The sequence below is a fragment of the Arthrobacter sp. CAU 1506 genome, from assembly GCF_005047635.1.
Classification (GTDB): Bacteria; Actinomycetota; Actinomycetes; order Actinomycetales; family Micrococcaceae; genus Crystallibacter.
The window spans coordinates 1-25,750 of sequence record NZ_SUKC01000022.1 but is presented as its reverse complement, the minus strand read 5'-3'; the positions used below and the strand labels follow the sequence as shown (position 1 = coordinate 25,750).

Annotated in this window: 18 protein-coding genes, 1 tRNA gene and 1 pseudogene; 4 read left to right on the top strand and 16 right to left on the bottom strand. The window is 66.5% G+C overall.

Annotation, left to right across the window (positions count from 1 at the left end):
* Positions 1-35 precede the first annotated feature (35 nt).
* From E4J89_RS17950 to argS, 11 genes and pseudogenes are all read right to left on the bottom strand, one after another.
* Positions 36-1,049: a UDP-phosphate glycosyltransferase gene (locus E4J89_RS17950; protein WP_136787582.1), complete on the bottom strand. Its 1,014-nt coding sequence runs from the start codon at positions 1,047-1,049 to the stop codon at positions 36-38.
* Positions 1,046-2,920 carry a nucleoside-diphosphate sugar epimerase/dehydratase gene (locus E4J89_RS17945; protein ID WP_136787581.1) on the bottom strand — a complete coding sequence of 625 codons (1,875 nt, stop codon included), beginning with the start codon at positions 2,918-2,920 and terminating at the stop codon, positions 1,046-1,048. Before E4J89_RS17945 ends, E4J89_RS17950 begins: the two co-directional genes overlap by 4 nt.
* 5 nt (positions 2,921-2,925) lie before the next feature.
* Positions 2,926-3,591: pseudogene (locus E4J89_RS17940) on the bottom strand (L-threonylcarbamoyladenylate synthase); the annotation flags it as partial.
* Between the two features lie 18 nt (positions 3,592-3,609).
* Positions 3,610-4,455: a peptide chain release factor N(5)-glutamine methyltransferase gene (gene prmC, locus E4J89_RS17935; protein WP_136787579.1), complete on the bottom strand. Its 846-nt coding sequence runs from the start codon at positions 4,453-4,455 to the stop codon at positions 3,610-3,612.
* A 6-nt stretch (positions 4,456-4,461) separates the two neighbouring features.
* Positions 4,462-5,541 (bottom strand): peptide chain release factor 1, encoded by a 1,080-nt coding sequence (gene prfA, locus E4J89_RS17930; protein ID WP_136787578.1) that lies wholly within the window; start codon positions 5,539-5,541, stop codon positions 4,462-4,464.
* A gap of 206 nt (positions 5,542-5,747) precedes the next feature.
* Entirely contained in the window at positions 5,748-7,814 is a 2,067-nt protein-coding gene (rho, locus tag E4J89_RS17925; protein ID WP_136787577.1) for a transcription termination factor Rho, read from the bottom strand.
* Positions 7,815-8,135: 321 nt separating this feature from the next.
* Positions 8,136-9,122 carry a homoserine kinase gene (gene thrB, locus E4J89_RS17920; RefSeq protein WP_240691977.1) on the bottom strand — a complete coding sequence of 329 codons (987 nt, stop codon included), beginning with the start codon at positions 9,120-9,122 and terminating at the stop codon, positions 8,136-8,138.
* Positions 9,115-10,215, bottom strand: a complete 1,101-nt coding sequence (thrC, locus tag E4J89_RS17915) for a threonine synthase (RefSeq protein ID WP_136787576.1) — start codon at positions 10,213-10,215, stop codon at positions 9,115-9,117. The genes thrB and thrC overlap by 8 nt, the downstream gene beginning before the upstream one ends.
* A complete protein-coding gene (locus E4J89_RS17910) occupies positions 10,216-11,550 on the bottom strand; it encodes a homoserine dehydrogenase (protein WP_136787575.1) in 1,335 nt (444 codons plus the stop codon).
* Positions 11,551-11,598: 48 nt separating this feature from the next.
* A complete protein-coding gene (gene lysA / locus E4J89_RS17905; RefSeq protein WP_136787574.1) occupies positions 11,599-13,068 on the bottom strand; it encodes a diaminopimelate decarboxylase in 1,470 nt (489 codons plus the stop codon).
* Positions 13,068-14,711 (bottom strand): arginine--tRNA ligase, encoded by a 1,644-nt coding sequence (gene argS, locus E4J89_RS17900; RefSeq protein WP_136787573.1) that lies wholly within the window; start codon positions 14,709-14,711, stop codon positions 13,068-13,070. Before argS ends, lysA begins: the two co-directional genes overlap by 1 nt.
* Before the next feature lie 203 nt (positions 14,712-14,914).
* On the opposite strand from argS, the gene E4J89_RS17895 reads away from it, so the two are divergent.
* Positions 14,915-14,987, top strand: a tRNA-Arg gene (locus tag E4J89_RS17895).
* 61 nt (positions 14,988-15,048) lie between these two features.
* On the opposite strand, the gene E4J89_RS17890 is transcribed toward E4J89_RS17895, so the two are convergent.
* Entirely contained in the window at positions 15,049-16,059 is a 1,011-nt protein-coding gene (locus E4J89_RS17890) for a helix-turn-helix domain-containing protein (protein ID WP_136787572.1), read from the bottom strand.
* Positions 16,060-16,140: 81 nt separating this feature from the next.
* Here E4J89_RS17890 and E4J89_RS19490 point away from each other — a divergent pair, with 81 nt between their 5' ends.
* Positions 16,141-16,308, top strand: a complete 168-nt coding sequence (locus E4J89_RS19490) for a hypothetical protein (RefSeq protein WP_169304065.1) — start codon at positions 16,141-16,143, stop codon at positions 16,306-16,308.
* 92 nt (positions 16,309-16,400) lie between these two features.
* Here the strand turns inward: E4J89_RS19490 and E4J89_RS17885 are convergent, their stop codons facing one another.
* Positions 16,401-16,958 (bottom strand): DinB family protein, encoded by a 558-nt coding sequence (locus E4J89_RS17885; protein ID WP_136787571.1) that lies wholly within the window; start codon positions 16,956-16,958, stop codon positions 16,401-16,403.
* A gap of 231 nt (positions 16,959-17,189) precedes the next feature.
* Between E4J89_RS17885 and E4J89_RS17880 the strand changes: the two genes are divergently transcribed.
* Positions 17,190-18,167 carry a YafY family protein gene (locus E4J89_RS17880; RefSeq protein WP_136787570.1) on the top strand — a complete coding sequence of 326 codons (978 nt, stop codon included), beginning with the start codon at positions 17,190-17,192 and terminating at the stop codon, positions 18,165-18,167.
* Positions 18,168-18,223: 56 nt separating this feature from the next.
* Here E4J89_RS17880 and E4J89_RS17875 read toward each other — a convergent pair whose 3' ends face one another.
* The 3 genes from E4J89_RS17875 to E4J89_RS17865 form a co-directional block, all read right to left on the bottom strand.
* Positions 18,224-19,012 carry an ABC transporter ATP-binding protein gene (locus E4J89_RS17875; protein WP_136787569.1) on the bottom strand — a complete coding sequence of 263 codons (789 nt, stop codon included), beginning with the start codon at positions 19,010-19,012 and terminating at the stop codon, positions 18,224-18,226.
* A gap of 1 nt (position 19,013) precedes the next feature.
* On the bottom strand, positions 19,014-19,913 hold the full coding sequence (locus E4J89_RS17870) for an ABC transporter permease (RefSeq protein WP_136787568.1): 900 nt from the start codon (positions 19,911-19,913) through the stop codon (positions 19,014-19,016).
* A gap of 106 nt (positions 19,914-20,019) precedes the next feature.
* Positions 20,020-21,009, bottom strand: coding sequence for an ABC transporter substrate-binding protein (locus E4J89_RS17865; RefSeq protein ID WP_136787613.1), 990 nt, complete (start codon positions 21,007-21,009; stop codon positions 20,020-20,022).
* Between the two features lie 370 nt (positions 21,010-21,379).
* On the opposite strand from E4J89_RS17865, the gene hrpA reads away from it, so the two are divergent.
* Positions 21,380-25,414 (top strand): ATP-dependent RNA helicase HrpA, encoded by a 4,035-nt coding sequence (gene hrpA, locus E4J89_RS17860; RefSeq protein ID WP_136787567.1) that lies wholly within the window; start codon positions 21,380-21,382, stop codon positions 25,412-25,414.
* Positions 25,415-25,750 lie beyond the last annotated feature (336 nt).

Here is a 25,750-nt window from a genome sequence, read left to right as displayed (position 1 = left end):
TGAGATAGAACTGGCCGACGAGCCACGACCCGCTGTTACGCTGCGGGTCCTGCAGCGTTAGATGACCGCCGGCTGAAGATCACCGGCGAACGCAGATAGAAAATAACGACGGCGGCGCCCGCGACGATCGCTGCGGCTTTGCCCATCAGGTCCGATTCGGCGGCGAGATAGCCGCAGAATCCGGTCAGCAGCGAGCAGCCGGTGACCAGCAGCGCCGATTGCAGGTGGCTGAAGCCGACGTCGGTGAGCCGCTGGTAGGCGTGGGTGCGGTGCGGCGCGTACCACCGCTCCCCCGCACTGATCCTGCGCAGCAGCGTGGCGAGAGTGTCCGCCAGGTAGATGGCAACCGGCCCCAACAGGTATTCGGCGGGGACTCCGTCGAGGAAAGCGGTCAGGCCCAGCATGGCCAGGGAGGCCCCCAACAGGTAGCTGCCGACGTCGCCCAGGAAGACGTTGCCCCGGCCGAGGTTCCAGGGCAGGAACGCAACGAAAGCGGCAGCCACGACGGCCCCACCAACCACCAACCAGCCATGTCCGGTGACTGCGCCGGCGGCGGCGAACATCAAGCCGACCGCGGTGCCGTGCAGTCCGGAGATGCCGTTCACGCCGTCCATGAAGTTGGCGATGTTAATGTAGGCGGCCAAGGCCAAGGCGCCCAGCGGCAGCCACCACCAGGTCTGGTCGGTGAGTGCTATCGCCAGTGCGGTTCCGCCGGTGCCGATGCCCAGCTGCAGCGCAGCCCGGCCGCGGATGGACAGCCCGCGGAAGTCCTCGACCCAGCCCAGCAGCGCTGCGGCCGTCGCCACTGCGGCAACCGCCAGCAGCAACTGGGAAGAGTCGGTGGCACCGCCGATCCCGGCGATCAACAGGCCCGCCACCAGCCCGACCGCCACGGTGATGCCGACGCCGCGCACCACCGGGCGCGTATGCGAGGACCGTTCATTCGGCACATCAAGCACGCCCAGCCGTTTGAGCAGCGGGATCAGCGCGAACGGCAACAGCAGGCTCAACAGCAGGGCCGCCAACACGGCCACCACGGCTGTGGTCACGACGCCCGCTCCCGCCCGTCGGGTTCAAGGTCGTCCTCGGGCGCAACCGCCACCGGGACAGTGTCCAGGGCACCCGTCGAGGCGGAGACCAGATGCTGCCGGCTCTTCCAATCGGCCAGGCTCATCCGGTCGGGGTCGAGGCCGTCGATGCTCGCGTGCGAAATCTTGGGGTGCAGCGGCCGCGAATCGCTTTCGCCCTCCCCGATCAGGTCTTCGTGCAGCTTCTCCCCCGGCCGCAGGCCGGTGAAGACGATCTCGACGTCCCGGCCCGACATCGCGATCATCCGCTCGGCCACATCCAGGATCTTCACCGGTTCGCCCATGTCCAGAATCATCACTTCGCCGCCGGTGCCGATGGCGCCGGCCTGGATCACCAGCTGGCAGGCTTCCGGGATGGTCATGAAGAACCGGGTGGCATCGGCGTCGGTCACGGTGACGGGACCGCCCTTGCGGATCTGCTCGCTGAACAGCGGCAACACCGATCCGCGGCTGCCCAGCACATTGCCGAACCGGACCGAGACATACTTCAACCCGGTTTGCTGCGCCACCCACGCCGTCAGCTTCTCCGCCACCCGCTTGGAGTGCCCCAGCACGGTGGTGGGGTTGGCCGCCTTGTCGGTGGAAACGTTCACGAAAGTCTCGACCCTGGCAGCGCGGGCGGCCCGCAGCACGTTCAGCGAGCCAAGCACATTGGTCTTCCAGGCTTCTTCCGGATACTGCTCCAGCAGCGAAACGTGCTTCAGCGCGGCAGCGTGGAACACCACTTCCGGCCGGCGGTCCAGGAAGATGGCTTCGAGTGCGGCGGCGTCGCGGATGTCCGCCAGCACAGTGTCCTTGCCCGTGAGCAGGCCCTGGCCGGTGATTGAAATCTGCGTGCCCTGCAAGCCGGTCTCGTCGCGGTCCAACATGATCAGTTCAGCCGGTTGGAAGGCGTGGATCTGCCGGCACAGCTCGGACCCGATGGATCCGCCGGCGCCGGTGACCAGCACCCTTCGGCCGGTCACGTAGTGCGCGATTTCTTCCACGTGGATGTCTACCGGCTGGCGGCCGATGAGGTCTTCAATCGCTACCTCGCGGAAGGAGAAGTCCTGCCGTCCGGTGAGCATGTCCTTCAGCGGCGGCACCACCAGGACCCGTACGTTCAGGCCGGCGATGGTGTCGGAAATCTTGCGCATCTGCACGGAGTCGATATCCGCGATCGCCACCAGCAGGACCGTCGCCTGCGTGCGGTGCACGATCTCGGGCAGGTCTTCCATCCTGCCCAGTACCGGAACGGATGCGATGCGCAGGTGCTTTTTGGACGGATCGTCGTCGATCAGACCCACCGGCAGCCACGGCGAGGCAGGATCGTTGCTCATCCGGGTGACGATGTTGTTGCCCACAAAACCGGCGCCATAGATCAGCGTCCGTTCGGCCTGTTCGCCGGGCTTGGCTTTGCTCTCCACATACATGCGCTTCAGGTAGCGCACCGCCGCCATGAACAAACAGGCGAACGGGAACGCGATCAGGCCCGTGCCGCGCGCGATGCCCAGCGAGATGCCAAAGGTCAGCAGCCCGACGGTCAGGATCACGGAGACCGAGATGGTCACCATGACCAGCAGCTTGGCCTCGTGGAAGCTGCCGAAACTGTAGCGCCCCTTATAGAGCGCAAAGGCGGAGCCGACGGCAACCTGGGCGGCTATTGCCAGCGCGCACAGCAGGATGATGCCGGGGATCTTGGCAGGGCTCAGCGCCATTTCGTAGCGCAGGAAAACTGCCAGCACAATCGCCACGACCCACGCAAGGGAGTCCAGCAGGATCTGCGACCAGAGCCACAGGGCGCGGTCGCTGCTGGCGGTCTTGCCGGGGGGAAGAGCGGAAACACGGCTCATGCTTCTACCGTCTCCCCCAGGCCAAGAACATCCGGGACAACGGTGCGAAGGGTTTCCAGGCTGATGGTTCCTTCGCGCACCACCCGCAGCGGGCTGGAGGTGCAGTCCACGATGGTGGAGGGCACCGCCGTCGCGCCTTCGGCAGGACGGAAGCCGTCTTCCAGGTAGACGTCCACCGACTCGGCCAGCTGCTCCATCGCCTGCGCGGCGGTCTGCGCCGAGGGTTGGCCGGTGCGGTTGGCGGAAGATACGGCCAAGGGTCCGGTGGCCGCCAGCAGTTCCAGCGCAAGCTCGTCGTCGGGCATCCGCAGGGCCACGGTGCCCTTCGTTTCGCCCAGGTCCCAGGTCAGCGACGGCTGGGCACGGAAAATCAGCGTCAGGCCGCCCGGCCAGAAGGCGTCGGCGAGGGCGCGGGCTTCGTCACTCACGTCGGTGGCGAGCCCGTCCATGGTCTGCGGCCGCGGCACCAGGACCGGCGGCGGCATTTTCCGGCCGCGGCCCTTGGCGGCCAGCAGGGTTGCCACCGCCTGGGGTGAGAACGCGTCGGCGGCGATCCCGTAGACCGTATCGGTGGGCATGACGACACACTGCCGGTCTGCGAGGGCGGCTTGTGCAGCCGCCAGGCCCTCGCTGCGGTCTGCGGCGTCGGTGCAGTTGTAAGTGGTGCTCACAGTTTCATTGTTCCATTCTCATAACCGTCGAGCGGACGTGGCCCGCTCGCGCCCGGTTAGATCGTACTCGGTAGCCACTTGCTGCCAGCATCCGGCAGCCTGCAGGAGGGACAGCACCGCTGCGGCCTGTACCTCGGCATGCTCCATGATGAAGTAGCCTCCGGGCTTCAGCAGCCGCGCCGCGGTCGCGGCCGTGGCGGCCGGCAATTCCATGCCGTCCGCTCCCCCGCCGTAAAGCGCCATCTGCGGATCGTGCTCGGCGACTTCGGGCTCGCGCGGCACCGCTTCGGAGGGAATGTAGGGCGGATTGGACACCACGACGTCGAACGTTCCGTCATGCTCGGAGAGTGCGGTGCGCAGGTCGTCCCTCAGCAGGGTGACCCCCAGCGGCGCGAGGTTCCGTTCGGCCCAGGCATGCGCCAGGTCGCTCAGCTCCACCGCATAGACGGTGGCCGTGGGCACTTCGCTGGCGACGGCGGCGGCGATGGCGCCGGACCCGGTGCCCAGGTCCACCACCTTGGCAGCCGGCAGGGCCAGAGCTTGGTCGATCGCATGCTGGGCGACGGTCTCGGTCTCCGGCCGCGGCACGAAGACGCCCGGCCCCACTTGCAGTTCCACGTGCCGGAAGAAGGCCCGGCCGGTAATGTGCTGCAGCGGAACCCGGGTGGCGCGTTCCGCCACCAGGTCCTCCAGGCCGTCCGGAGATTCAGCGTCCATCAGCGCCAGCGCACGGACCCGCCCCAGCGAAACGCCCAGCAAGTGGGCGGCAAGCAATTCGGCGTCCACGCGCGGCGAAGGGACGCCGGCCTCTGCCAGCCGCGCTGCCGCGGCGGCGAGGGCTTCGGCCAGATTCGAGCCGGGCACCGCTGGCTAGTTCTCCTCGCCCAAGGCGGCCAGCCGGTGTTCTTCGTCCATCTGGATGGCGGACTGCACCACCGGTTCCAGTTCACCGTTCATCACGGCGTCCAGGTTGTAGGCCTTGTAGCCCGTGCGGTGGTCGGCGATCCGGTTTTCCGGGAAGTTGTATGTGCGGATGCGCTCGGACCGGTCCATGGTGCGGATCTGCGACTTGCGCGTCTCGGAGTTCGCCGCGTCGATCTGCTCCTGCTGGTGGGCCAGCAGTCGTGCCCGGAGCACGCGCATGGCGGCCTCACGGTTCTGCAGCTGCGACTTTTCGTTCTGCATCGCCACCACGATCCCGGTGGGCAAGTGGGTGATGCGCACCGCCGAGTCGGTCGTGTTCACGGACTGACCGCCCGGCCCGGAGGACCGGTACACGTCGATCTTCAGGTCGTTCTGGTGGATGTCCACTTCTTCCGGCTCGTCCACTTCGGGAAGCACCAGCACACCGGCAGCGGACGTGTGGATGCGGCCCTGCGATTCCGTCACCGGAACCCGCTGCACGCGGTGCACGCCGCCCTCGAACTTCAGCCGTGCCCAGACGCCTTCGGCCGGGTCGTTGGAATTGCCCTTGATGGCCATCTGCACGTCTTTGTAGCCGCCCAGGTCGGACTCCGTGGCGGAAATGATTTCGGTTTTCCAGCCGCGGGACTCCGCATAGCGCATGTACATCCGCAGCAGGTCGCCGGCGAACAGGGCCGCCTCGTCGCCGCCTTCGCCGCCCTTGACCTCAATGATCACATTGCGTGCGTCGTCTGGGTCGCGCGGGATCAGCAGCCGGCGGAGCCGTTCCTGCGCCGTCTCGAGTTCGGCCTCCAGGCCCGGAACCTCGGCAGCCAGTTCCGGATCTTCCTCGGCCAGTTCACGTGCCGCTTCCAGATCATCCGACAGGTGCGACCAGCGCTTGTGCGCCTCCACGATGCCGTTCAGCTCCGCCGACCGCCGCCCCAGCTTCCGCGCCCGCGCCTGATCGGCATAAACAGCAGGGTCGCTCAATTCCTTCTGCAGCTGGGCATGCTCATCCAGCAGCCCCTGAACGGACTCAAACATCTTCAAACCTCTTTCGACTCACAACAAGTCTAAATAGCAACGACTATGACCGGCATGGAAAGGCCCCTTAAACGACAAGCCGCTCAGAATCTTTCTCCGGCCCGGGAGTGGCATCGGGCCTGCCGTAGCGCGGAGGCTCGAGTCCGTAGGACGAGAGCCTCCGCGCGAAGGGGCGGGGCCGGAGAAAATTCTGAGCGTTAAACCAGCTACTTGTCGTTCTCAGCCTTCGAGCCGAGCGTCGTCTTCTGCACCTGCATCAGGAACTCAACGTTGGACTGCGTTTCCCGGATCTTGCCGGTGAGCAGTTCCAGCGCCTGCTGGGTGTCCAGACCGGAGAGGACGCGGCGCAGGCGCCACATGATCTTGACCTCTTCGGGCGAGAGCAGGTTCTCCTCGCGGCGGGTACCGGAGGCGTTGACATCGACGGCCGGGAAGATGCGCTTGTCCGCCAGCGAGCGGGACAGGCGCAGTTCCATGTTGCCGGTGCCCTTGAACTCCTCGAAGATAACCTCGTCCATCTTGGATCCGGTCTCCACCAGGGCGGTGGCGAGGATGGTCAGCGAACCGCCGTTCTCGATGTTGCGGGCGGCGCCGAAGAAGCGCTTCGGCGGGTACAGCGCGGACGAGTCCACACCGCCGGAGAGGATACGGCCGGACGCCGGAGCGGCCAGGTTGTAGGCACGTCCCAGGCGGGTCATCGAGTCCAGCAGGACCACCACGTCCATGCCCATTTCCACCAGGCGCTTGGCGCGCTCGATGGCCAGTTCGGCCACGGTGGTGTGGTCATCGGCGGGACGGTCGAAGGTGGAGGCAATGACCTCGCCCTTAACCGTGCGCTGCATGTCGGTGACTTCTTCAGGCCGTTCGTCAACCAGCACCATCATGAGGTGGACCTCAGGGTTGTTGGTGGTGATCGCGTTGGCGATGGACTGCAGGATCAGGGTCTTACCGGCCTTCGGCGGGGAGACGATCAGGCCACGCTGGCCCTTGCCAATCGGGGCCACCAGGTCGATGACGCGGGGGCCGATCTTCTTCGGCTCGGTCTCCAGGCGCAGGCGCTCCGACGGGTAGAGCGGAACCAGCTTGGTGAAGTCCACGCGGTCCTTGTTGTCTTCCACCGGCTTGCCGTTGACGGAGGTGAGCTTGACCAGCGCGTTGAACTTCTGCCGGCTGCTCTGGCCGCCGGAATCGCCGTCACGCGGGGCGCGGATGGCGCCGACGACGGCGTCGCCCTTGCGCAGGTTGTACTTCTTGACCTGGGCCAGCGAGACGTAAACGTCGTTCGGACCGGGCAGGTAGCCGGAGGTGCGCACGAAGGCATAGTTCTCCAGCACGTCCAGGATGCCGGCGACGGGCAGCAGCACGTCGTCTTCGGAGATCTCGGTGTCGTCTACGTCCGGCCCGCGGTCGCGGCCACGACGGCGCTCATTGCGGTCGCGGTAGCGGGTGTTGCTGTCGTTGTCGCGGCGGTTGCGGCGGTTGCGGTTGCGTCCGCGGCCGCCGTCCTCGCCGTCGTCCTGACGGTTGTCGCGGTTGTCCCGGCCGTCGCGGTCGCCTTCGTTGCGGTTGCGGTTCCGGTCGCGGTTGCGGCGCTCGGACTGGCCTTCGCCACGGCCGGACTGCTGCTGCTGGCCGGCGCCGTCCTGGCCGTCCTTCTTCTCGTCCTGCTTGCCGGTTTCGGCGGTTTCCTGCTGGGTTTCACCCTTGGTCTCGGCTGCGTCCTGCTGGCCGGAGTCGGAACGGCGGTTGCGTCCGCGTCCGCGGCGCTCCTGGCGGACTTCGCCGTCGCCCTGTACGGACTCCGCTGCGGGAGCCTGGGCAGGGGCTTCGGCCGGTGCCGCGGCGGCCGTAGCGGTGTCGGCAGTTGCGGCTTCGCTGTCGGCAGATGCCACGGTGCCGTCGCTGCTGGCGCGGCGGTTGCGGTTGCGGGTACGGCTAACCCGCTCGGCGGCCTTGTTGAGGTCACCGCCGGAGGTGCTGCCGGCGCCCTCGCCTGCGGTGCCGGTGGTCTCTTCCTTGGCCGGAGCCGGAGCTTCGGTGCGCGCCGGCTGGTCCACCTTCTTGGCGGCTCGGTCTGCAACCGAGGAGCCACGCTGGTGGTCGGAAATCGCGGCGACCAGGTCGCCCTTGCGCATCCGGGAACCGCCGGTGATGCCGAGTTGTCCGGCCAGCACCTGCAGTTGGGCCAGCTTCAGGCCGGCAAGGCCCGCACTCTTCGGTGCAGGAGAGTCTATTGTTTCCACACCTGCGGTCAGGTCAGTGGTTTCGGTCACGAAGGATCCTTCCCCCTCGTCGGGCGGTGTGCATATGAAGCGCACCGCGTTGTTTGCCACCCGACCGTTGCATGAGAAGCCCGGCCGGGGTCCGTTATTTGCCTGCGGCGTCGTGCCGAGGAAAGTCCGGGTGAACAGATATGAAGCCTTGAAACAAGCCGTCCGACTGGAACGAGTGAGGTCCTGTCCGGCCGATGGCCGTCAGCAACGCCGTGGAGTGCCGCGGAAGGCTCCTGAAAGGCTGCACCTGGAACGGGGATCCTGCCTCAACGGCTACTCGGCTTACGTAATCCGGAGCATCCGGACAGGGTTCCTCGCCGGTTAATCCCGGGGGTGCCCTTCCACTTTAGCACCATCTGTGTCTACTGCCAGTTTCAGAACACGCCAGCTGCCCGGCATGTCGTGCTGGTCCAGGTGCGTAGCGATGGCACGTTGCACCTGCATTGCCTCGGCCTCGTCCGCTGCCAGCGTCATCACCGTGGGTCCGGCGCCGGAAACGATGGCCGCATGGCCCTGGCCGCGCAGCGATTCGATCAGCGCGGCACTGGGTTCCATGGCCGGGGCGCGGTGCCGTTGGTGCAGCCATTCTTCGGTGCCGGCCCGCAGCAGGGACGGGTCGCGGGTGAGTGCGTGGACCAGCAGTGCGGCGCGGCCGGAGTTGGCCGCAGCCACGTGGTGCGGCACCGATGCGGGCAGCAGGTTGCGTGCCGTTTCGGTGGAGAGTTCGTAGGAGGGTATGGCGACCACCGGCACGATGCCTTGGCAGATCGGAACACGGGTGCTGTAGAACACTCCGGCTTCCTCCCAGGAGATGGCCAGCTGGCCGCTGAGGGCCGGCGCCACGTTGTCGGGATGGCCTTCGAGCGTGGAACAGATCTGCAGGATCTTCCCTGCGTCAAGGCGGTCCTGCTCGGGAAGCAGGGCGTTGGCCAACAGCACGGCGGACACCACGGCGGCGGCGGAGGAACCCATGCCCCGGCCATGCGGGATCAGGTTCTCGGCTTCCAGACGCAGCCCGCCGGCGTCGTACCCTGCTTGGCGCAGGGTGCTGCGCAGCGTGCGGATGATGAGGTGCGATTCGTCCGAGGGCAGGTTGGCGGCGCCTTCGCCGGTGACGGAAGCATGGAAGACGCCGTCGTCGGTCGACTCCACCGTGACCGTGTCATAGAAGGCCAAAGCCAGGCCCAGGCTGTCGAAGCCCGGACCCAGGTTGGCGCTGGTAGCCGGCACCCGCACGGTGACGCGCTGGCCGGGCGCAATGCGGCCGGCCACCGCGGTGTCCTCCCCCGCCAAGGTGCTGCTACTCAAGACCCAGAGCGGAGGCCACGCTGACCACGTCGAAGTCCACCTTGATCGGCGATGCTTCGCTGCCGTCCTCGGTCCGCAGTGCCCACTGCGGGTCCTTCAGCCCGTGACCGGTAACCGTGATCACGATGGTCTTGCCCGACGGCACTTCGCCGGCGGCGTGCTTCTTGATCACGCCGGCCACGCCCGCGGCGGAGCCCGGCTCCACGAAGACGCCCTCCTTCGAAGACAACCAGCGGTGCGCGGCCAGAATTTCGTCGTCGGTCACGGAATCGATCAGTCCGCCGGATTCATCGCGCGCGGCAATGGCAGTGTCCCAGGACGCCGGATTGCCGATCCGGATCGCGGTGGCAATGGTCTCCGGCTCGGTGACCGGGTGGCCCAGCACCAGCGGCGCAGCACCGGCAGCCTGGAAGCCCCACAGCGTGGGGGTCTTGGTAGCGACGGGGCCCAGCATGCCGGCGGTCGCCGACTGGTATGGCGCGGCGTACTCCTGGTAGCCCTTCCAGTAGGCGGTGATGTTGCCCGCGTTGCCCACCGGCATCACGTGGATATCCGGGGCGTCGCCCAGATAATCAACGGTCTCGAAGGCGGCCGTCTTCTGGCCCTGGATGCGCGCCGGGTTGACCGAGTTCACCAGGAACACCGGGTAGGCCTCGGAGAGTTTGCGGGCCACTTCCAAGCAGTTGTCGAAGTTGCCGTTGATCTGGATGATTTCGGCGCCGTGCGCGATAGCCTGGCTCATCTTGCCCATGGCGATCTTGCCGGCCGGCACCAACACGGCGCATTTCAGCCCGGCCTGGGTGGCGTAGGCGGCCGCGGACGCTGAGGTGTTGCCGGTGGATGCGCAGACCACCGCCTTGGCACCGGCCTCCACCGCCGCCGTCATGGCCATGGTCATGCCGCGGTCCTTGAAGGAGCCGGTGGGGTTCATCCCCTCCACCTTGAGGTACACCTCGGAGCCGGTCAGCTCGGAGAGAGCCTTGGCCCGCACCAGCGGGGTGCCGCCTTCGCCGAGGGTGATGATCTCGGTCTGCTCCGTTACCGGCAGCCGGTCCGCGTATTCACGGATGACGCCGCGCCATTGGTGGGCCACTTAGATTCCTTCTACTCGCAGGACAGAGGTAACAGCGTTGACAATTTCGAGCCCGCGCACGGCTTCGACCGTCGCGGCCAGCGAGGCCTCGGATGCGCGGTGCGTGACAATGCGCAGCTCGGCGGACACCTGACCGCCGTCGCGGGCAGTGTCCAAGGCGTCTTCGGCGTGGATAGTCTGGCGCATGGCCTCGATGGAGACGCCGTGTTCGGCGAAGATGCCGGAAATCTGGGAGAGCACGCCCGGCTGGTCGGCCACGTCCAGGCCGATGTAGTAGCTGGTCATGACCGAATCCAGTCCGACGGCGGGCAGCGCCACGGTGGCGGTTTCAGTGCGGCCCGGACCGCCGCCGACCATGCGGCGGGCGGCGCTGACCACATCGCCGACCACGGCGGAGGCGGTGGGAGCTCCGCCGGCCCCTTGACCGTAGAACATCATTTCGCCGGCGTTTTCGGCTTCCACGAAGACCGCGTTGAACGCTCCATGCACGGCTGCCAGCGGGTGCTTGCGCGGCAGCAGGGTCGGGTGGACCCGGACGGCCACGCCTTCACGGCCGTCGAGGCCGCGCAGCCGCTCCGCGATGGACAGCAGCTTGATCACGTAGCCGCTGTCCTTGGCCGCGGCGATGTCATCCGCGGAGATGGAGCTGATGCCCTGGCACTGGACGTCAGCCAGGTCGAACGCAGTGTGGAAAGCCAGTTCCGCGAGGATCGCGCCCTTCGCTGCGGCGTCATGGCCTTCGACGTCCGCGGTGGGGTCCGCTTCGGCGTAGCCGAGTTCCTGGGCGGCGGCCAGCGCATCGGCAAACTGTGCGCCGGTGGAATCCATCTGGTCCAGGATGTAGTTGGTGGTGCCGTTGACGATGCCCATCACCTTGGTGATGCGGTCCCCCGCCAGCGATTCGCGGATGGGCCGCAGCAGCGGAATGGCGCCGGCGACTGCTGCTTCGAAGGACAGCTCGACGCCGGCTTCGTCGGCGCGGGCGTACAGGTCCTGGCCGTCGGCCGCCAGCAGCGCCTTGTTGCCGGTGACGACGGCGGCCCCGTTATCGATCGCGCTGCGGATCAGTGTGCGGGCCGGTTCCAGTCCGCCAAGCAGCTCGATCACGATGTCGGCATCCTTGACCAGCGGCTCGGCCTCGGTGGTGAACAGCTCGGCGGGCAGCTCCACGGTCCGCTTGGCGGCGACGTCGCGCACCGCGATGCCGGCCAGTTGCAGCCGCGCGCCGGTACGCGCGGCGAGCACGTCGGCGTCGTCAATCAGGATCCGGGCTACCTGGGCTCCGACATTCCCGCATCCCAACAGTGCTACTTTCAGCGTTTTCATGCTGCCCAAACTCTCAGTCTTTGTGTCTCACTCGCCTTGCCTGCTGCCCGCCGGGGCTCAGCCCAGATCGCGGGCCAGCAGGTCGTCTTCAGTTTCGCCGCGGATGATCAACCGCGCCTCGCCGCCGCGCACGGCAACCACAGGCGGCCGGGCAACATAGTTGTAGTTGCTGGAGAGCGCCCAGCAATAGGCCCCGGTCGCCGGCACTGCCAGCAGGTCCCCCGCCTCGATGTCCTCGGGCAGGTAAACGTTCCTGACTACAATGTCACCGCTCTCGCAGTGTTTGCCAACCACGCGGGAAATAATCGGCGCCGCTTCCGTCACACGGGACGCCAAGACGGCGGAATAATCGGCGTCGTAGAGCACCGGCCGGGCGTTGTCGCTCATGCCGCCGTCCACGGACACATAGCGCCGCGGACTGCTGCCGCCACCGGCCAGATCCACCTGCACGGTCTTCCGGGTGCCGGCCGAGTACAGCGTAAACGTGCTCGGTCCGGCAATCGCGCGGCCCGGCTCAATCGAGATCCGCGGCACCGGAATGCCCAGCCGTTCGGTAACGGAGCGCACGACGGCGGCCATCGCGTGGGCGAGTTCAGCCGGCGGGCGCGGGGTGTCTGCTTCCGTGTAGGCGATGCCGTAGCCGCCGCCCAGATCGAGTTCATGCAGGTCCACGCCATGCTCATCCCGGACCTGCGCCACGAACGTGAGCAGCCGCTCGGCCGCCAGCGCGAACCCTTCGGGCTCGAAAATCTGCGAGCCGATATGGCAGTGCAGGCCCAGCAGGTTGATCGACTCGTGCGCCAACGCCGCCGCCACGGCCTGCGCGGCAGGCGAGCCGGCGGACTGAGCCGGGGCACCGGCGTCGTGCTGGGGATCCGCGCCCGCCATCGAGAGGCCGAACTTCTGGTCTTCATGCGCCGTGGCAATGAACTCGTGTGTGTGCGCGTGCACTCCGGGGGTCAGCCGCAGCATGACGTTGGCCATCTCGCCGCGGGCGGCAGCGATGGCTCCGACCCGTGCCAGCTCGTCCAGGCTGTCCACCACAATGCGGCCCAGCCCCATGTCCAGCGCGCGGTGGATCTCGGCGTCCGACTTGTTGTTGCCGTGAAGGCCCAGGTTCTCCCCCGGGATGCCCGCGCGGGCGGCAACGGCAAGCTCGCCGCCGCTGCAGGTGTCCAGCCGCAGCCCTTCCTGTGCCACCCAGCGGGCTATTTCCACGCTCAGGAACGCCTTGCCGGCGTAGTAGACGTCCACGCCGCCGCAGAGCGAGCTGAACGCATCGTCGAATGCCTGTTTGAAGGCGCGGGCCCGGGCGCGGAAGTCGTCCTCGGAGACCACAAACAGCGGCGTGCCGAACTGCTCCTTGAGCTCGGTGACGCCGATGCCGGAGATTTCCAGTTCGCCGGCCGCGCCGCGGGCCACGTCCTGGGCCCACAGTTTGGCATCCAGCACGTTGGCATCCTGCGGGAAGGTCAGCCAGTCCGGGGCCAGCTCGGACGCGGCGACGGATTCATGTGCGGCGGGCATTACATCCTCTCCGGGGCGCTGACGCCCAGCAGGTCCAGGCCGTTGGCCAGCACCTGGGTCACGGCGGTGTTCAGCCACAGCCGGGTGCGGTGCGTGTCGGTCACTTCGCCGTCGCCAATCGGGGTGACGCGGCAGGCGTCGTACCAGCGGTGGTAGGCGCCGGCGATGACTTCCAGGTGGCGGGCCACGCGGTGCGGTTCGCGGAACTTTGCCGCCATGGCGACCACCGACGGGTAGGCGCCCAGTACGGCCAGCAGCTCGTTCTCGGTGGCGTGGTCCAGCAGCGATGCGTCGAACGCGCTGCGGTCGACGCCGGAGGCGGCAGCATTGCGGGCGACGGCGCAGGTGCGGGCGTGCGCGTACTGCACGTAGTAGACCGGGTTGTCGTTGCTGTGCTTGACCAGCAGGTCCAGGTCGATGTCGATGTTGGAATCCGCGTGCGAGCGGGTCAGGGCGTACCGGGCCGCATCCACACCCACGGCGTCGACGAGGTCCTCCATGGTCACTACGGTGCCGGCGCGCTTGGACATCCGCATCGGCTTGCCGTCCTTGACCAGGTTGACCATCTGGCCGATCAGCACTTCCACCCGGTCGGCGCTGTCGCCCATAGCCGCCGCGGCGGCCTTCAGCCGGGCGACGTAGCCGTGGTGGTCGGCGCCGAGCATGTAAATGCACAGGTCGAATCCGCGGTCCCGCTTGTTCTTGAAGTAGGCGATGTCGCCGGCGATGTAGGCGGCGTTGCCGTCGGACTTGATGACCACGCGGTCCTTGTCGTCGCCGAAGTCGGTGGACCTCAGCCACCATGCGCCGTCGCTGTAGTAGAGGCTGCCGGAACTCTTCAGCTCTTCCAGCAACGTCTCGACGGCACCGTCCTCGAACAGGGAATTCTCGTGGAAGTACACGTCGAAGTCGACGCCGAATTCATGCAGCGACTTCTTGATCGCGGCGAACATCAGTTCCACGCCGCGGCTGCGGAACTCTTCCTGCGGGTCCGCGGCGGAGAGCGCATCGGGGTTCTGTTCCAGCACGGCATTGGCAATGTCGGCGATGTAGTCTCCGCCGTAGCCGTCCTCGGGTGCCGCCTCGCCCTTGGCCTTCGCCAGGAGGGAACGGGCAAAGCGGTCGATCTGCGAACCGTGGTCGTTGAAGTAGTACTCGCGGGCCACATCCGCGCCTTGCGCCACCAGGATGCGCGCCAGCGAATCGCCGAGCGCGGCCCAGCGGGTGCCGCCCAGATGAATGGGGCCGGTGGGGTTGGCGGAGACGAACTCCAGGTTGATGCGCTGCCCGGCCAGTTCCTCGCTGGTGCCGTAGCCGGTGCCCGCTTCGACGATGCTCTTGGCCAACACGCCGGCCGCGGCGGCATCCACGGTGATGTTGAGGAAGCCGGGGCCGGCAATCTCCACCCGGGCAACGCCGTCGATCTTCTCCAGACGGGCACTCAGGATCTCCGCGAACTGACGCGGATTCATGCCGGCCTTTTTACCCAGCTGCATGGCAATGTTCGTGGCCCAGTCCCCATGCTCCCGGTTCTTCGGTCGCTCCACCCGGACCTCGTCCGGCATTTCGACGGCGAAATCGCCGGCGTCGACGGCGGCCTGCAGGCAGGCGGCAATGGCAGCGGAAAGTTCTTCAGGAGTCACCCCACAAGCATAGGGCAATCGCCCGTACCACCCGGCTTTCCGCGGTCCTGCTGTGACGGGGCTCGCACCGGCCGTTCAGGCGGGTCTGCCACTGCCGGGCACCGGTCCCGTCCGGCGCGCGGCGGTGCGCATTTCTTCTGTCGGCTCGGATGCTGATAAGCTCAGTAGGTCCCGCAGGGCATCAGGTGAACAGCCGGTGCCACGCCCTCGTAGCTCAGGGGATAGAGCGTCTGCCTCCGGAGCAGAAGGCCGTAGGTTCGAATCCTATCGAGGGCACTGATACTGCAGGACTTGGGAATCCCCGGCCAAACGGCCGGGGATTTCTTCGTTAACCGGCCTAACGGGCCGCGCTGACTGCCGGTTGGCGTTCCTTGGCCGCTGCACCACTGCCGACGCCGCTGCCCCGGAAAGTGCGCCGGTAGGCTGCCGGACTCACACCAACGGCCTTGGCGAAGTGGTGGCGCAGCAGCACAGCCTGCCCGAATCCCGTGATCCGCGCTATTTCGTCGATATTCAGGTCCGATTCCTCCAACAACTCCTGTGCGCGGAGCACCCGCTGCGCGTTAATCCAGGCTGCCGGAGTGGCACCCGTTTCGGCCCGGAACCGGCGCGCGAAGGTGCGCTCCGACATGTGCACCCTGTCCGCCAACTGGGAAACCGTCACGTCCTGGGCCAGGTTTTCATCCAGCCACACCAGCAGGTCTTTGAGCGTATGGCAGCCGGCCAGCGACATTGGGCGGTCGATGTACTGTGCCTGCCCTCCGGCCCGGTGCGGCGGCACAACCATGTCCCGGGCGATGGCCGTTGCCACCGAAGCTCCGAGTTCGGTGCGGACCAGGTGCAGGCAGGCATCGATCCCCGCCGCCGTCCCGGCACTGGTGATGATGCGGTCGTCCTCGACATACAGCACGTTTTCGTCGACGTCGATCTGCGGGTAGCTGGCCGCCAGTTGGTGGGAGTACTGCCAGTGCGTTGTGGCACGGCGTCCGTCCAGCAGCCCGGCTTCGGCCAGCACAAACGCCGCCGAGCACACGGACAGCACCCAGGCGCCGCGGGCATGCGCGGCATGCAGGGCTTCCTTCAGTTCGTCCGGGACTTGATCCATCTGCTGGTAGGGGGCAACCACCACCAGGTCTGCGTCGGCGGCCGCCTCCAGCCCCAGCGGGACGTTGAGGGAGAATCCCAGCTTGCTGCTGACCTCCCCGGGCACGGTCGTACAGATGCGGAAGTCGAACGCCGGAACCCCTGTGCCCCGGTCGGACCGGTCAATGCCGAAGACTTCGCAGACCACGCCAAATTCGAACGGTGCGGCCCCCGGCAGCACCACCACAGCCACTGTTTTCAACATGCAACTAGTATGGCAGTTTTTTATGCTTTATGGTCGTTTCTGCCACTCTTTTTTCCGCTGCATCAGGATCACCATTGAGGCATGGAACTACTTCTGATCACCGCATTGGCACTCTTCGTCATCGTCGCCACCGTCCGATCGGTCATCCGTGACGGGCGCGGCAAAACCCCACCGGAACGTTCACACGCCGACTGGACCGCGGGCTCCGTCCCGAGCCGCCCCTATTCCGAGGTGACCCGGCTGGCCTAGTGCCCACCGGTCCAACACCACTACTGTCTGTCTCCGCCACTGTTTAACACCGCCACAACAAAGCCCGGCCGATCCGGCCGGGCTTTGGCTTGCTACCAGCGGTGGGCGAACAGGTCGCGCAAGAGCGCAATCTCGGCCAAATGATGAATCAGTTCCCGGTTGATGTGCAGCACCAACGCGCCCATGGAGTGGTCGGCAAAATGGCCTTCCGCGGGTCCGCACGGCCGGCCAAGCCCATCCTGACCGAGCGCGCGGACACCTTTGAGCCAGCGCGCGTAGTACTCGTCCAACAGGGCCAGCGCCTCCGCGGCGGTGCCCGGATACTCGAAGGACTCGTAGCCCACTGGCGGGCCGCCAAAGTGTGCAGCATTCCGACTCCCGAGCACCCCCACCAAAATGTGGTTCAGGCGCCAGGCCACTGTTGTTACCGGCGGCGGCTTGGGCTCAGGGACTGCGAACTCGATGACAAAATTCCCGGCGCCCACCGCCAACTGTGCACTGCTGGTGCCACGGTGGCGGACGTTCCAGCAGCCCTCGGCCGGCTCCCAGAAATACTCCTCGTCCGTGAGCCCGTGCAGCCGGGGCCGAGCCTGGGCGTCCCAGTGCCAGGACAGTTGCTCCACCACTTCCACTGCCGCATTGAATGACATTCCTGCTCCCATCAGACCCCAAACGCCGCCACACTGAGTCTCGAGTCCATCTTGGCGGGCCCGGCCCCCCCTTGCCCAGTGCCCGCCGCCTGAATTCCGGCCTTCCGCCCTTGCATCACGGACAGCTCTCGTCCGCAATCACGGGTAGATTGAGCCCTAGGTCCGGAAATACCGGCTCCGGTCCGCGGCGGAGAGCATTCGCGGGGCCGACCGCTTCAGACACAGGTGCCCATGCTTGAAACCTCCGCACGGCTGCTCCAATTGCTTTCCCTGCTCCAGATGCGCCGGGAGTGGACCGGTTCCGCCCTGGCCGAGCGGATGAGCGTCACCGAGCGCACGGTCCGCCGGGACATCGGCAAGCTGCGCAGCCTGGGTTATCCCATCAACGCCTCCCCCGGCGTGGCCGGCGGCTACCAGCTGGGCGCGGGGGCCCAGCTGCCGCCGCTGCTGCTGGACGACGACGAGGCCCTGGCCGTGGCGCTGGGCCTGAGCGCAGTGACGGCCAGTCCGGTGGCCGGCGTCGGCGAAGCTTCGCTGCGCGCCCTGACCAAGCTGGAGCAGGTTCTGCCCTCGCGGCTGCGACCGAAGTTCTCCACCCTGAAGAACGCCGTGGTCACGCTAGCCGGCCCGACCGCTGCGGTGGATCCCGAGGTGCTGACCGGCATTTCCAGCGCGGTCGCCGAGCGGCGCGTGATCGGCTTCCGCTATGCCAAGGCGGACGGTGAATCCTCCCGCCGGCTGGCCGAACCCTACCGTCTGGTGGACACCGGCCGTCGTTGGTACTTAGTGGCCTTCGATACCGGCCGGCAGGATTGGCGCACCTTCCGGGTGGACCGGTTCGAGTCGGTACCGACGCCGCGGGAACGCTTTTCTCCGCGGCAGCTGCCGCAGCCGGACCTCGCCGCCTATGTCCAGCAGTCGATCACCCGGTCCCCCTACCAGTTCGACGTCGTGGTGCGGATCGACGCTCCGCTGCAAGCCGTCGCCGAGCGGATTCCGCCGAACATTGCCACCCTGACCGAAGATGGCGAAGCCACCGTGCTGCGCGCCGGCTACGATTCGCTCGACTATCCCCTGGTGCAGCTGGCCGCCGTCGGTTTCGCCTTTGAGATTCTGGAACCGGCGGAATTCCGGCAACGAGCGGCGGAGCTCGCCGGCCGGTTGTCTGCGGCTGCGGGTACGGAAACGGCGGCCGTCCCACCCGCCTAGGTGGGACAGCCGCCGTCGTGCGCTGCCGTTTGGGCGTTGCCCGGGAGCGCCGGTTGCTATTGGAGCATGGTGCGGTCGTCCACCACGCCCTTGATCTTTTCGAATTCGTGCAGCAGGTCCGGCACGGTGGCCTTCAGCTTCTGCTCTTGGTCCAGATCCAGGATGATCCGTCCCTCATGCATCATGATCAAGCGGGTGCCCAGCCGCAGCGCCTGCTCCATGTTGTGCGTGACCATCAGCGTGGTCAGCTGGTGCCGATCCACCACCTCGGCCGTCAGCCGGCTGACCAGATCCGCACGCTGCGGATCCAGTGCGGCGGTGTGCTCGTCCAGGAGCAGGATTTTGGGGCTGCTGAAGGTGGCCATCAGCAGCGACAGCGCCTGCCGCTGGCCGCCCGAGAGCAGCCCCACCTTGGCCTTGAGTCGGTTTTCCAGGCCCAGCTCCAAGGAGCGCAGCTCCTCTTTGAAGAACTCGCGCTTCTTGCGCGTCACACCGGGCCGCAGTCCCCGCCGCTTGCCGCGCTCATAGGCAATGGCCAGGTTCTCTTCGATGGTCATTTCCGGCGAGGTGCCGGCCATCGGGTCCTGGAAGACGCGGCCGATGTAGCGGGCACGCTGGTGGTCGACCAGCCTGGTGACGTCCTTGCCGTCGATGCTGACCGTGCCGGTGTCCGGGCGGAGCTTGCCGGAGGTGATGTTCAGGATGGTCGACTTACCGGCACCGTTGCTGCCGATGACCGTGACGAACTCTCCGGCGGTCAAGGACAGGTTGATCTCTTGCAGGGCCACCCGCTCGTTGACGGTGCCTGCGAAGAAGGTCTTGTGAACGTTCTTGATATCCAGCATGTCAGCCCTTCGCTCCCATCAGCGACTTCTTCATCTTCCCCAGCCCACCGACTCGGGCGAAGACCTTCCACTGCGGAAGGACCAGCGCGATCACAACGAGCACGGCGGAGACCAGTTTCATATCGTTGGGCTCCAGCCCGGCCTGCAGGGCCAGCTGGATGACTACGCGGTACAGCACCGAACCCAGCACCACGGCCAGCGAGGCGATCCAGATCAGGCGGCTTCCGAAGATCGCCTGGCCGATGATCACCGAGGCCAGGCCGGCCAGGATCAGGCCGATGCCCATGCCGATGTCGGCGAAGCCCTGGTACTGGGCGATGAAGGCGCCGCAGAGTGCTACCAGTCCGTTGGACAGCGACAGGCCAAGGATCTTCTGGTTGTCGGTGCTGACGCCAAAGCTGCGGATCATTTGTTCGTTGTCGCCGGTGGCCTGCATGGCCAATCCGATGTCAGTGTGCAGGAACCAGTCCATGATCACCTTCACCGCCAGCGCGACCAGCAGGAAGATGGCGATGGCGCCGATGCCACCGAGCATGCCCGCTTCGCGCAGCGGGGTGATCAGGGTTTCTTCACGCAACAGCGGCAGATTGGACTTGCCCATGATGCGCAGGTTGATGGAATAGAGGGCGATCATGGTCAGGATGCCCGCCAGCAGGCCGTTGATCTTGCCCTTGGTATGCAGCAGACCGGTGACCGCGCCGGCGGCCATGCCGGCGATGAACGCCAGGATGGTGGCCATGACCGGCGGCATGCCGTTGATGATGCTGATGGCGGCAACGCCGGCGCCGGTGGTGAAGCTGCCGTCGACTGTCAGGTCGGGGAAATTAAGGATGCGGAAGGTCAGATAGACCCCCAGGGCCATGATCGCGTAGATCAGCCCAAGCTCAACCGCGGTAATCATAGGTAAAGGACCTTGGTTCTCTCGTGGGGGTCCGTCCGGCGGCCGTGGTGACGGCCACCGGACGGACTGCGGAACTTCTTCAGCTCAAGCTGGAAGTGCCATCGTTTTACTCGAAGACGTGGTCAGCCTTGTCTGCGTAACCGTCGGGCAGCGTGACGCCCATGCGCTTGGCAGCGGCCGTGTTGACGTACAGCTCCAGCTCGGACTGGGTCTCCACCGGCATCGATGCCGGATCGGCCTCGCCCTTGAGGATCTTCACTGCCATTTCGCCGGTCTGGTAGCCCAGCTTTTCGTAGTTGATGCCGTAGGTGGCCACCGTGCCACGTTCCACCGAATCGCCCTCAGCGGCGATGGTGAGGATCTTCTTCGACTCGGCCACCTGGATCAGCGATTCCAGGGCGGACACCACGTTGTTGTCGGTCGGCACGTAGAACGCGTCGACGTCCATGGACTCGGCGGCCTGCTGGACCTCACCCGAAGTGGAGATGGCCTTTTCCTTGATTTCCAGACCCAGTTTCTTGCCGGCTTCCTTGGCCCATTCGACCTGGACGCCGGAGTTGACCTCACCGGAGGAGTAGACGATGCCGACGGACTTCGCGTCAGGGTTCAACTCCTTGACCAGGGCCAGCTGTTCTTCCACCGGGTTGCGGTCGGAGGTGCCGGTGACGTTGGAGCCCGGTGCATCCATGCTTTCCACCAGGTCAGCCGACTCCGGGTCGGTGACGGCGGTGAACAAGATCGGGGCGTCCACGATGGCCTGGACGGCCGCCTGTGCGGTCGGCGTGGCAATGGCCAGGACGAGGTCCTTCTTGTCACTGGCGAACTTGCCGGCGATGGAGGTAGCGGTAGCCTGGTCGCCCTGGGCGTTCTGCTCGTCGTAAGTCACGGTCTCGCCGTCGACGTAGCCGTTGTCGGCCAGTGCCTTCTTGAAGCCTTCGCGGGCCGCATCCAGGGACGGATGCGAGACGATCTGGCTGATGCCGATTTCTACGGATTCGGGAGCCCCTTCGGCGGCGTTGCCTTCGGACGATGCCGAGCTGCCGCACGCGGAAACCAGCAGGGTGGTGGCCAGCAGGCCTGCACCCAAGCCAAACATGGTCGAACGTTTCTTCACGGTGTTCCTTTCGAATGTGCATCACGTACCGGTAGTCCGGCACATTTCCCGCCTCGCTGCCCCTCCCCGGCGCAGCCGTTGCGGTCCGCCACACACGGCATCGTCCTCGGCGCCGGAGATGTGGCAGGCGATCCCTGCGGAAAGCGTCCTGAAGATCTTACATGTGAACCGAGTCACATTGTCTAATCAGGACCACGGGGTCAGGACAACCATATGAGATACGTCTCCCCTACCGGACGAATTGCAATCCTTTGTCGCCGGATAGTTATTTTCGTCTACCAGACGCTTTGTGCTCTGGACCCCCGTCCGACGGGCCGGAGCCGCCGGTCCAGCCGTTAGACTGTGATCAATCATGGCTGTGAATATCACGTACCCCTCTGCCCTGCCGGTTTCGGAGCGGCGCGAGGACATCATGGCGGCCATTGCCGCGAACCAAGTGACCGTCATCGCCGGCGAAACCGGTTCCGGCAAAACCACCCAGATCCCGAAAATGTGCCTGGAGCTCGGTCTGGGCGAGAAGGGCCTGATCGGCCACACGCAGCCCCGGCGGCTGGCGGCCAGGACCGTGGCCGAGCGGATCGCCGAAGAACTGGATGTCAAGATCGGCCAGGAAGTGGGCTTCCAGGTCCGTTTCACCGGTGAAGTCAGCCGCGATACCCGGATCAAGCTGATGACCGACGGCATCCTGCTGGCCGAGATCCAGCACGACAAGCTGCTGAAGAAATACAGCACCATCATCATCGACGAGGCGCACGAACGCAGCCTCAACATCGACTTCATCCTCGGCTACCTCAAACGCATCCTGCCAAAGCGCCCGGACCTGAAGGTGATCATCACCTCGGCCACCATCGATCCGGAGCGATTCGCGCGCCACTTCGGCAGCGACGACGAACCAGCGCCCGTCATTGAGGTCTCCGGCCGGACCTACCCGGTGGAGATCCGCTACCGGCCGCTCAACCAGCCGGCAGGTTCCGCTGCCGATGATCCGGACGCGGATGAATTGGAGGAAGACCGGGACCCGCTGGACGCCGTCTGCGACGCCGTGGACGAACTGTCCTTGGAAGCACCCGGGGACATCTTGGTCTTCTTCTCCGGCGAGCGCGAGATCCGCGATGCCGCCGACGCCCTTGCGGCCAGGACGAAGACCAACCGCCGGCTGGCGGGCACCCAGATCTTGCCGCTGTACGCCCGGCTCTCACTGGCAGAGCAGCACCGTGTCTTCTCCCCCGGTGGCCAGCGCCGGATTGTGCTGGCCACCAACGTGGCCGAGACCTCGCTGACGGTCCCTGGGATCAAGTACGTGATCGACACCGGCACGGCGCGCATCTCCCGCTACTCGCACCGCACCAAGGTACAGCGGCTGCCGATCGAACGGATCTCGCAGGCCTCGGCCAACCAGCGCTCGGGCCGCTGCGGCCGCGTCAGCGACGGCATTGCCATCCGGCTCTATTCCGAAGAGGACTACGACTCCCGACCCGAATTCACCGATCCGGAGATCCTGCGCACCAACCTGGCCGCCGTCATTTTGCAGATGACCGCCATGGGGGTGGCACGGGACTCCAAGGACATCGAGGCGTTCCCGTTCGTGGAGCCACCCGAGACCCGTGCCATCAACGACGGCGTCACGCTCCTGCGTGAACTTGGCGCCCTGCCCGAGCCCGGCGCTTCGGTGGTCGACCAAGGCGCGCCAGCGCCGCGTGGAGACCGGGCGAAACCCGGACTCACCGCCGTCGGCCGCAAGCTGGCGCTGTTGCCGGTGGACCCGCGGTTGGGCCGGATGATTGTCGAGGCCGGCCAGCGCGGGTGCGTGCGCGAGGTGATGGTGCTGGCGGCGGCGCTGACCATCCAGGACCCGAGGGAACGCCCTACCGATCAGCAGCAGCAGGCCACCGAGAAGCACAAGCGCTTCGTGGACGAGAAGTCCGACTTCACCGGCGTGCTGAACCTGTGGCGCTACCTGCAGGACAAGCAGCAGGAGCTCTCCTCCACCCAGTTCCGCAAACTGTGCCGCACCGAGTTCATCAACTACCTGCGGGTCCGGGAGTGGCAGGACCTGTTTGCGCAGCTGCGCCAGCTGGCCAAGCCGCTGGGCATCACGCTGGGGTCCGGGCGGGATGTGGACCCGGCCGGCAAGCACGATGACATCCACAAGTCCCTGTTGGCCGGTTTGCTAAGCCACATCGGCGTGTACGAGGAACGCAAACGCGAATACGCCGGCGCCCGCGGCACCCGGTTCGCCATCTTCCCCGGCTCCGCGCTGTTCAAGAAGTCGCCGGACTGGGTGATGGCGGCGGAGCTGGTGGAAACGTCGCGTCTCTGGGCCCGGGTGGCGGCGACCTTCGACCCCGTCTGGGCCGAAGAGATCGCGCCGCAACTGTGCAAGCGAACGTATTCGGAACCGCACTGGTCCAAGAAGATGGGCTCGGTGATGGCCTACGAGAAGGTCACGCTGTACGGCGTGCCGATCGTGCCGCAGCGGCGGATCCAGTACGGCCGGATCGACCGGGAACTCAGCCGCGAGCTGTTCATCCGCCATGCCCTGGTGGAGGGCGACTGGCGCACGCACCACAAGTTCTTCCACCGCAACCGCAGGCTGCTGGCCGAGGTGGAGGAACTCGAAACCCGGATGCGCCGCCGCGACCTGCGGGTGGACGACGAAACGCTGTTCGAGTTCTACGACGAGCGGATCGGCCCCGACGTGGTCTCGGAACGGCACTTCGACAAGTGGTGGAAGGACGCGCGTGCGAACGATCCGACGCTGCTCGATTTCGATCCTGACGCCGTGCTGGCCGCCGATGCCGAAGAACTGGATGCCTCGGCGTTCCCGAAGGTCTGGCAGCAGGGCTCGTTCGAGCTTCCGCTGAGCTACGAATTCTCACCGGTGGCACCGGGCGCAGCCCCGAATCCGTCCGACGGCGTGACCGTGCACGTGCCGGTCCTGTTCCTGAACCAGCTCGATGATGCCCCCTTCCGCTGGCAGATCCCCGGGCTGCGGGTGGAATTGGTGACCGCGCTGATCAAGTCGCTGCCGAAGCAGATCCGTAAGAACTTCGTCCCGGCCCCCGACGTCGCCCGGAGCGCGGCGGCTGCCCTGGCGGCGGACTTCAATCCGGCCGAGGACGCGCTGGAGCCCTCGCTGGAACTGGTGCTGCGCCGGTTGAAGGGACACATCATCCCGCCCGGTTCCTGGAACTGGGACACCGTGCCGCCGCACCTGCGGATGACCTTCCAGGTGCTGGACGGCAAGGGCAAGGTGCTGGACGAAGCCAAGGACCTGTCCCAGCTGCAGCAGGACTTGGCGCCGGCCAACCGGCGGGCGATCGCCGAGTCGCTGGGCGCGACACCGGGTCTCCACGCGGCCGCGAGCGGCCTTGGTCGACCACCGGGCCGGCCGTCGCCGGACAAGGGCCGCGGCGCCGCCGGCAAGAAACATGGCAAGCAGGCCGGCAGGCATTCAGCTGCGGCCGGAGCCGCCCCCGGCGCCGGCGCACCGTCGTCGGCCTCCCCCGCGCAGGCCGGGGTGCAGGAACGCAGCGGGCTGACCGCCTGGCCGGACGGCGACCTCCCCCGCGAGGTCAAGCGCGACGTGGCCGGCCACACCGTGACCGGCTATCCGGCGCTGGTGGACGAGGGCGCCACCGCGGGCGTGCGGGTCTTCCAGACCCCCGCTGGCCAGCAGGCCGCCATGCGTACCGGTCTCATCCGGTTGCTGGTGCTGCGCGTTCCCTCGCCGCAGCGGTACGTGCTGGACCACCTGAACAACACGGAGAAGCTGACGTTCACACAGAACCCGCACGGTTCGGTGGCATCGTTGATCGACGACTGCACGCAGGCAGCGGTGGACAAGCTGGTGCCCGCCGAGCTGCCGTTCACCAAGGCCGGGTTTGATGCGCTGTACGAACAGGTCCGCGCCGAGCTGATCGACACCGTGTTCACCGTGACCGCCATTGTGGAGAAGATCCTCTCCAGTGCACGGCGGGTCCAGAAGGAACTGAAAACCAACGCCAGCCTGGCCCTGATCAGCCCGCTCTCAGACATCAAGAGCCAATTGGAGCAGCTGGTTTACCCCGGGTTTGTGGCCGCCACCGGCTACGCCCAGCTGAGCCAGCTACCGCGCTACCTGGCGGGAATCGAGCGCAGGCTGCAGAAACTGCCCACGGCCGTGGGCCGGGACGCGCAGCACATGGCCGTGGTCCAGCGCCTCGAAGATGAGTACGACGACGCCCGGGCAGCGCTGAAGCCCGGCAACCTGGACGGTTCCGGCCTGGACAAGGTGCGCTGGATGCTCGAGGAGTTGCGGATCAGCTTCTTCGCGCAGGAACTCGGCACCGCCTTCTCGGTGTCCGAGAAGCGGGTCCGGCAGGCCCTGCACGAGGCGCTCGCGTAGCCGACGCTGGCCGCAGGGTCTGCCGAAACAAGGTCTGCTCACTCAAGGTCAGGCGCCAAGTCCGGTCCGTCGGTGAAGGCCGGGCTGGAGGTCGGGGATTAGGCTCGAGGTCAGGGGTTAGGCCCGAGGTCAGGGGTTATTGGCCCTGAGCTCGGCGTGACCACAGGGTTTGGCGTCCACGTCAGGGGTTACCGGTAACTGTCAACCTGTTTGAGATTTTTTAGGCAGCTTGTTGTGGGGCGTCGAGCTCGGTCAGCGGCCCGGTTTGCGGGTGGGGTTTGTTGATCCAGGTCTGGGTTTGGACGGTGGTGGCTTTTGGTGGCCGGCGGTAGCGTT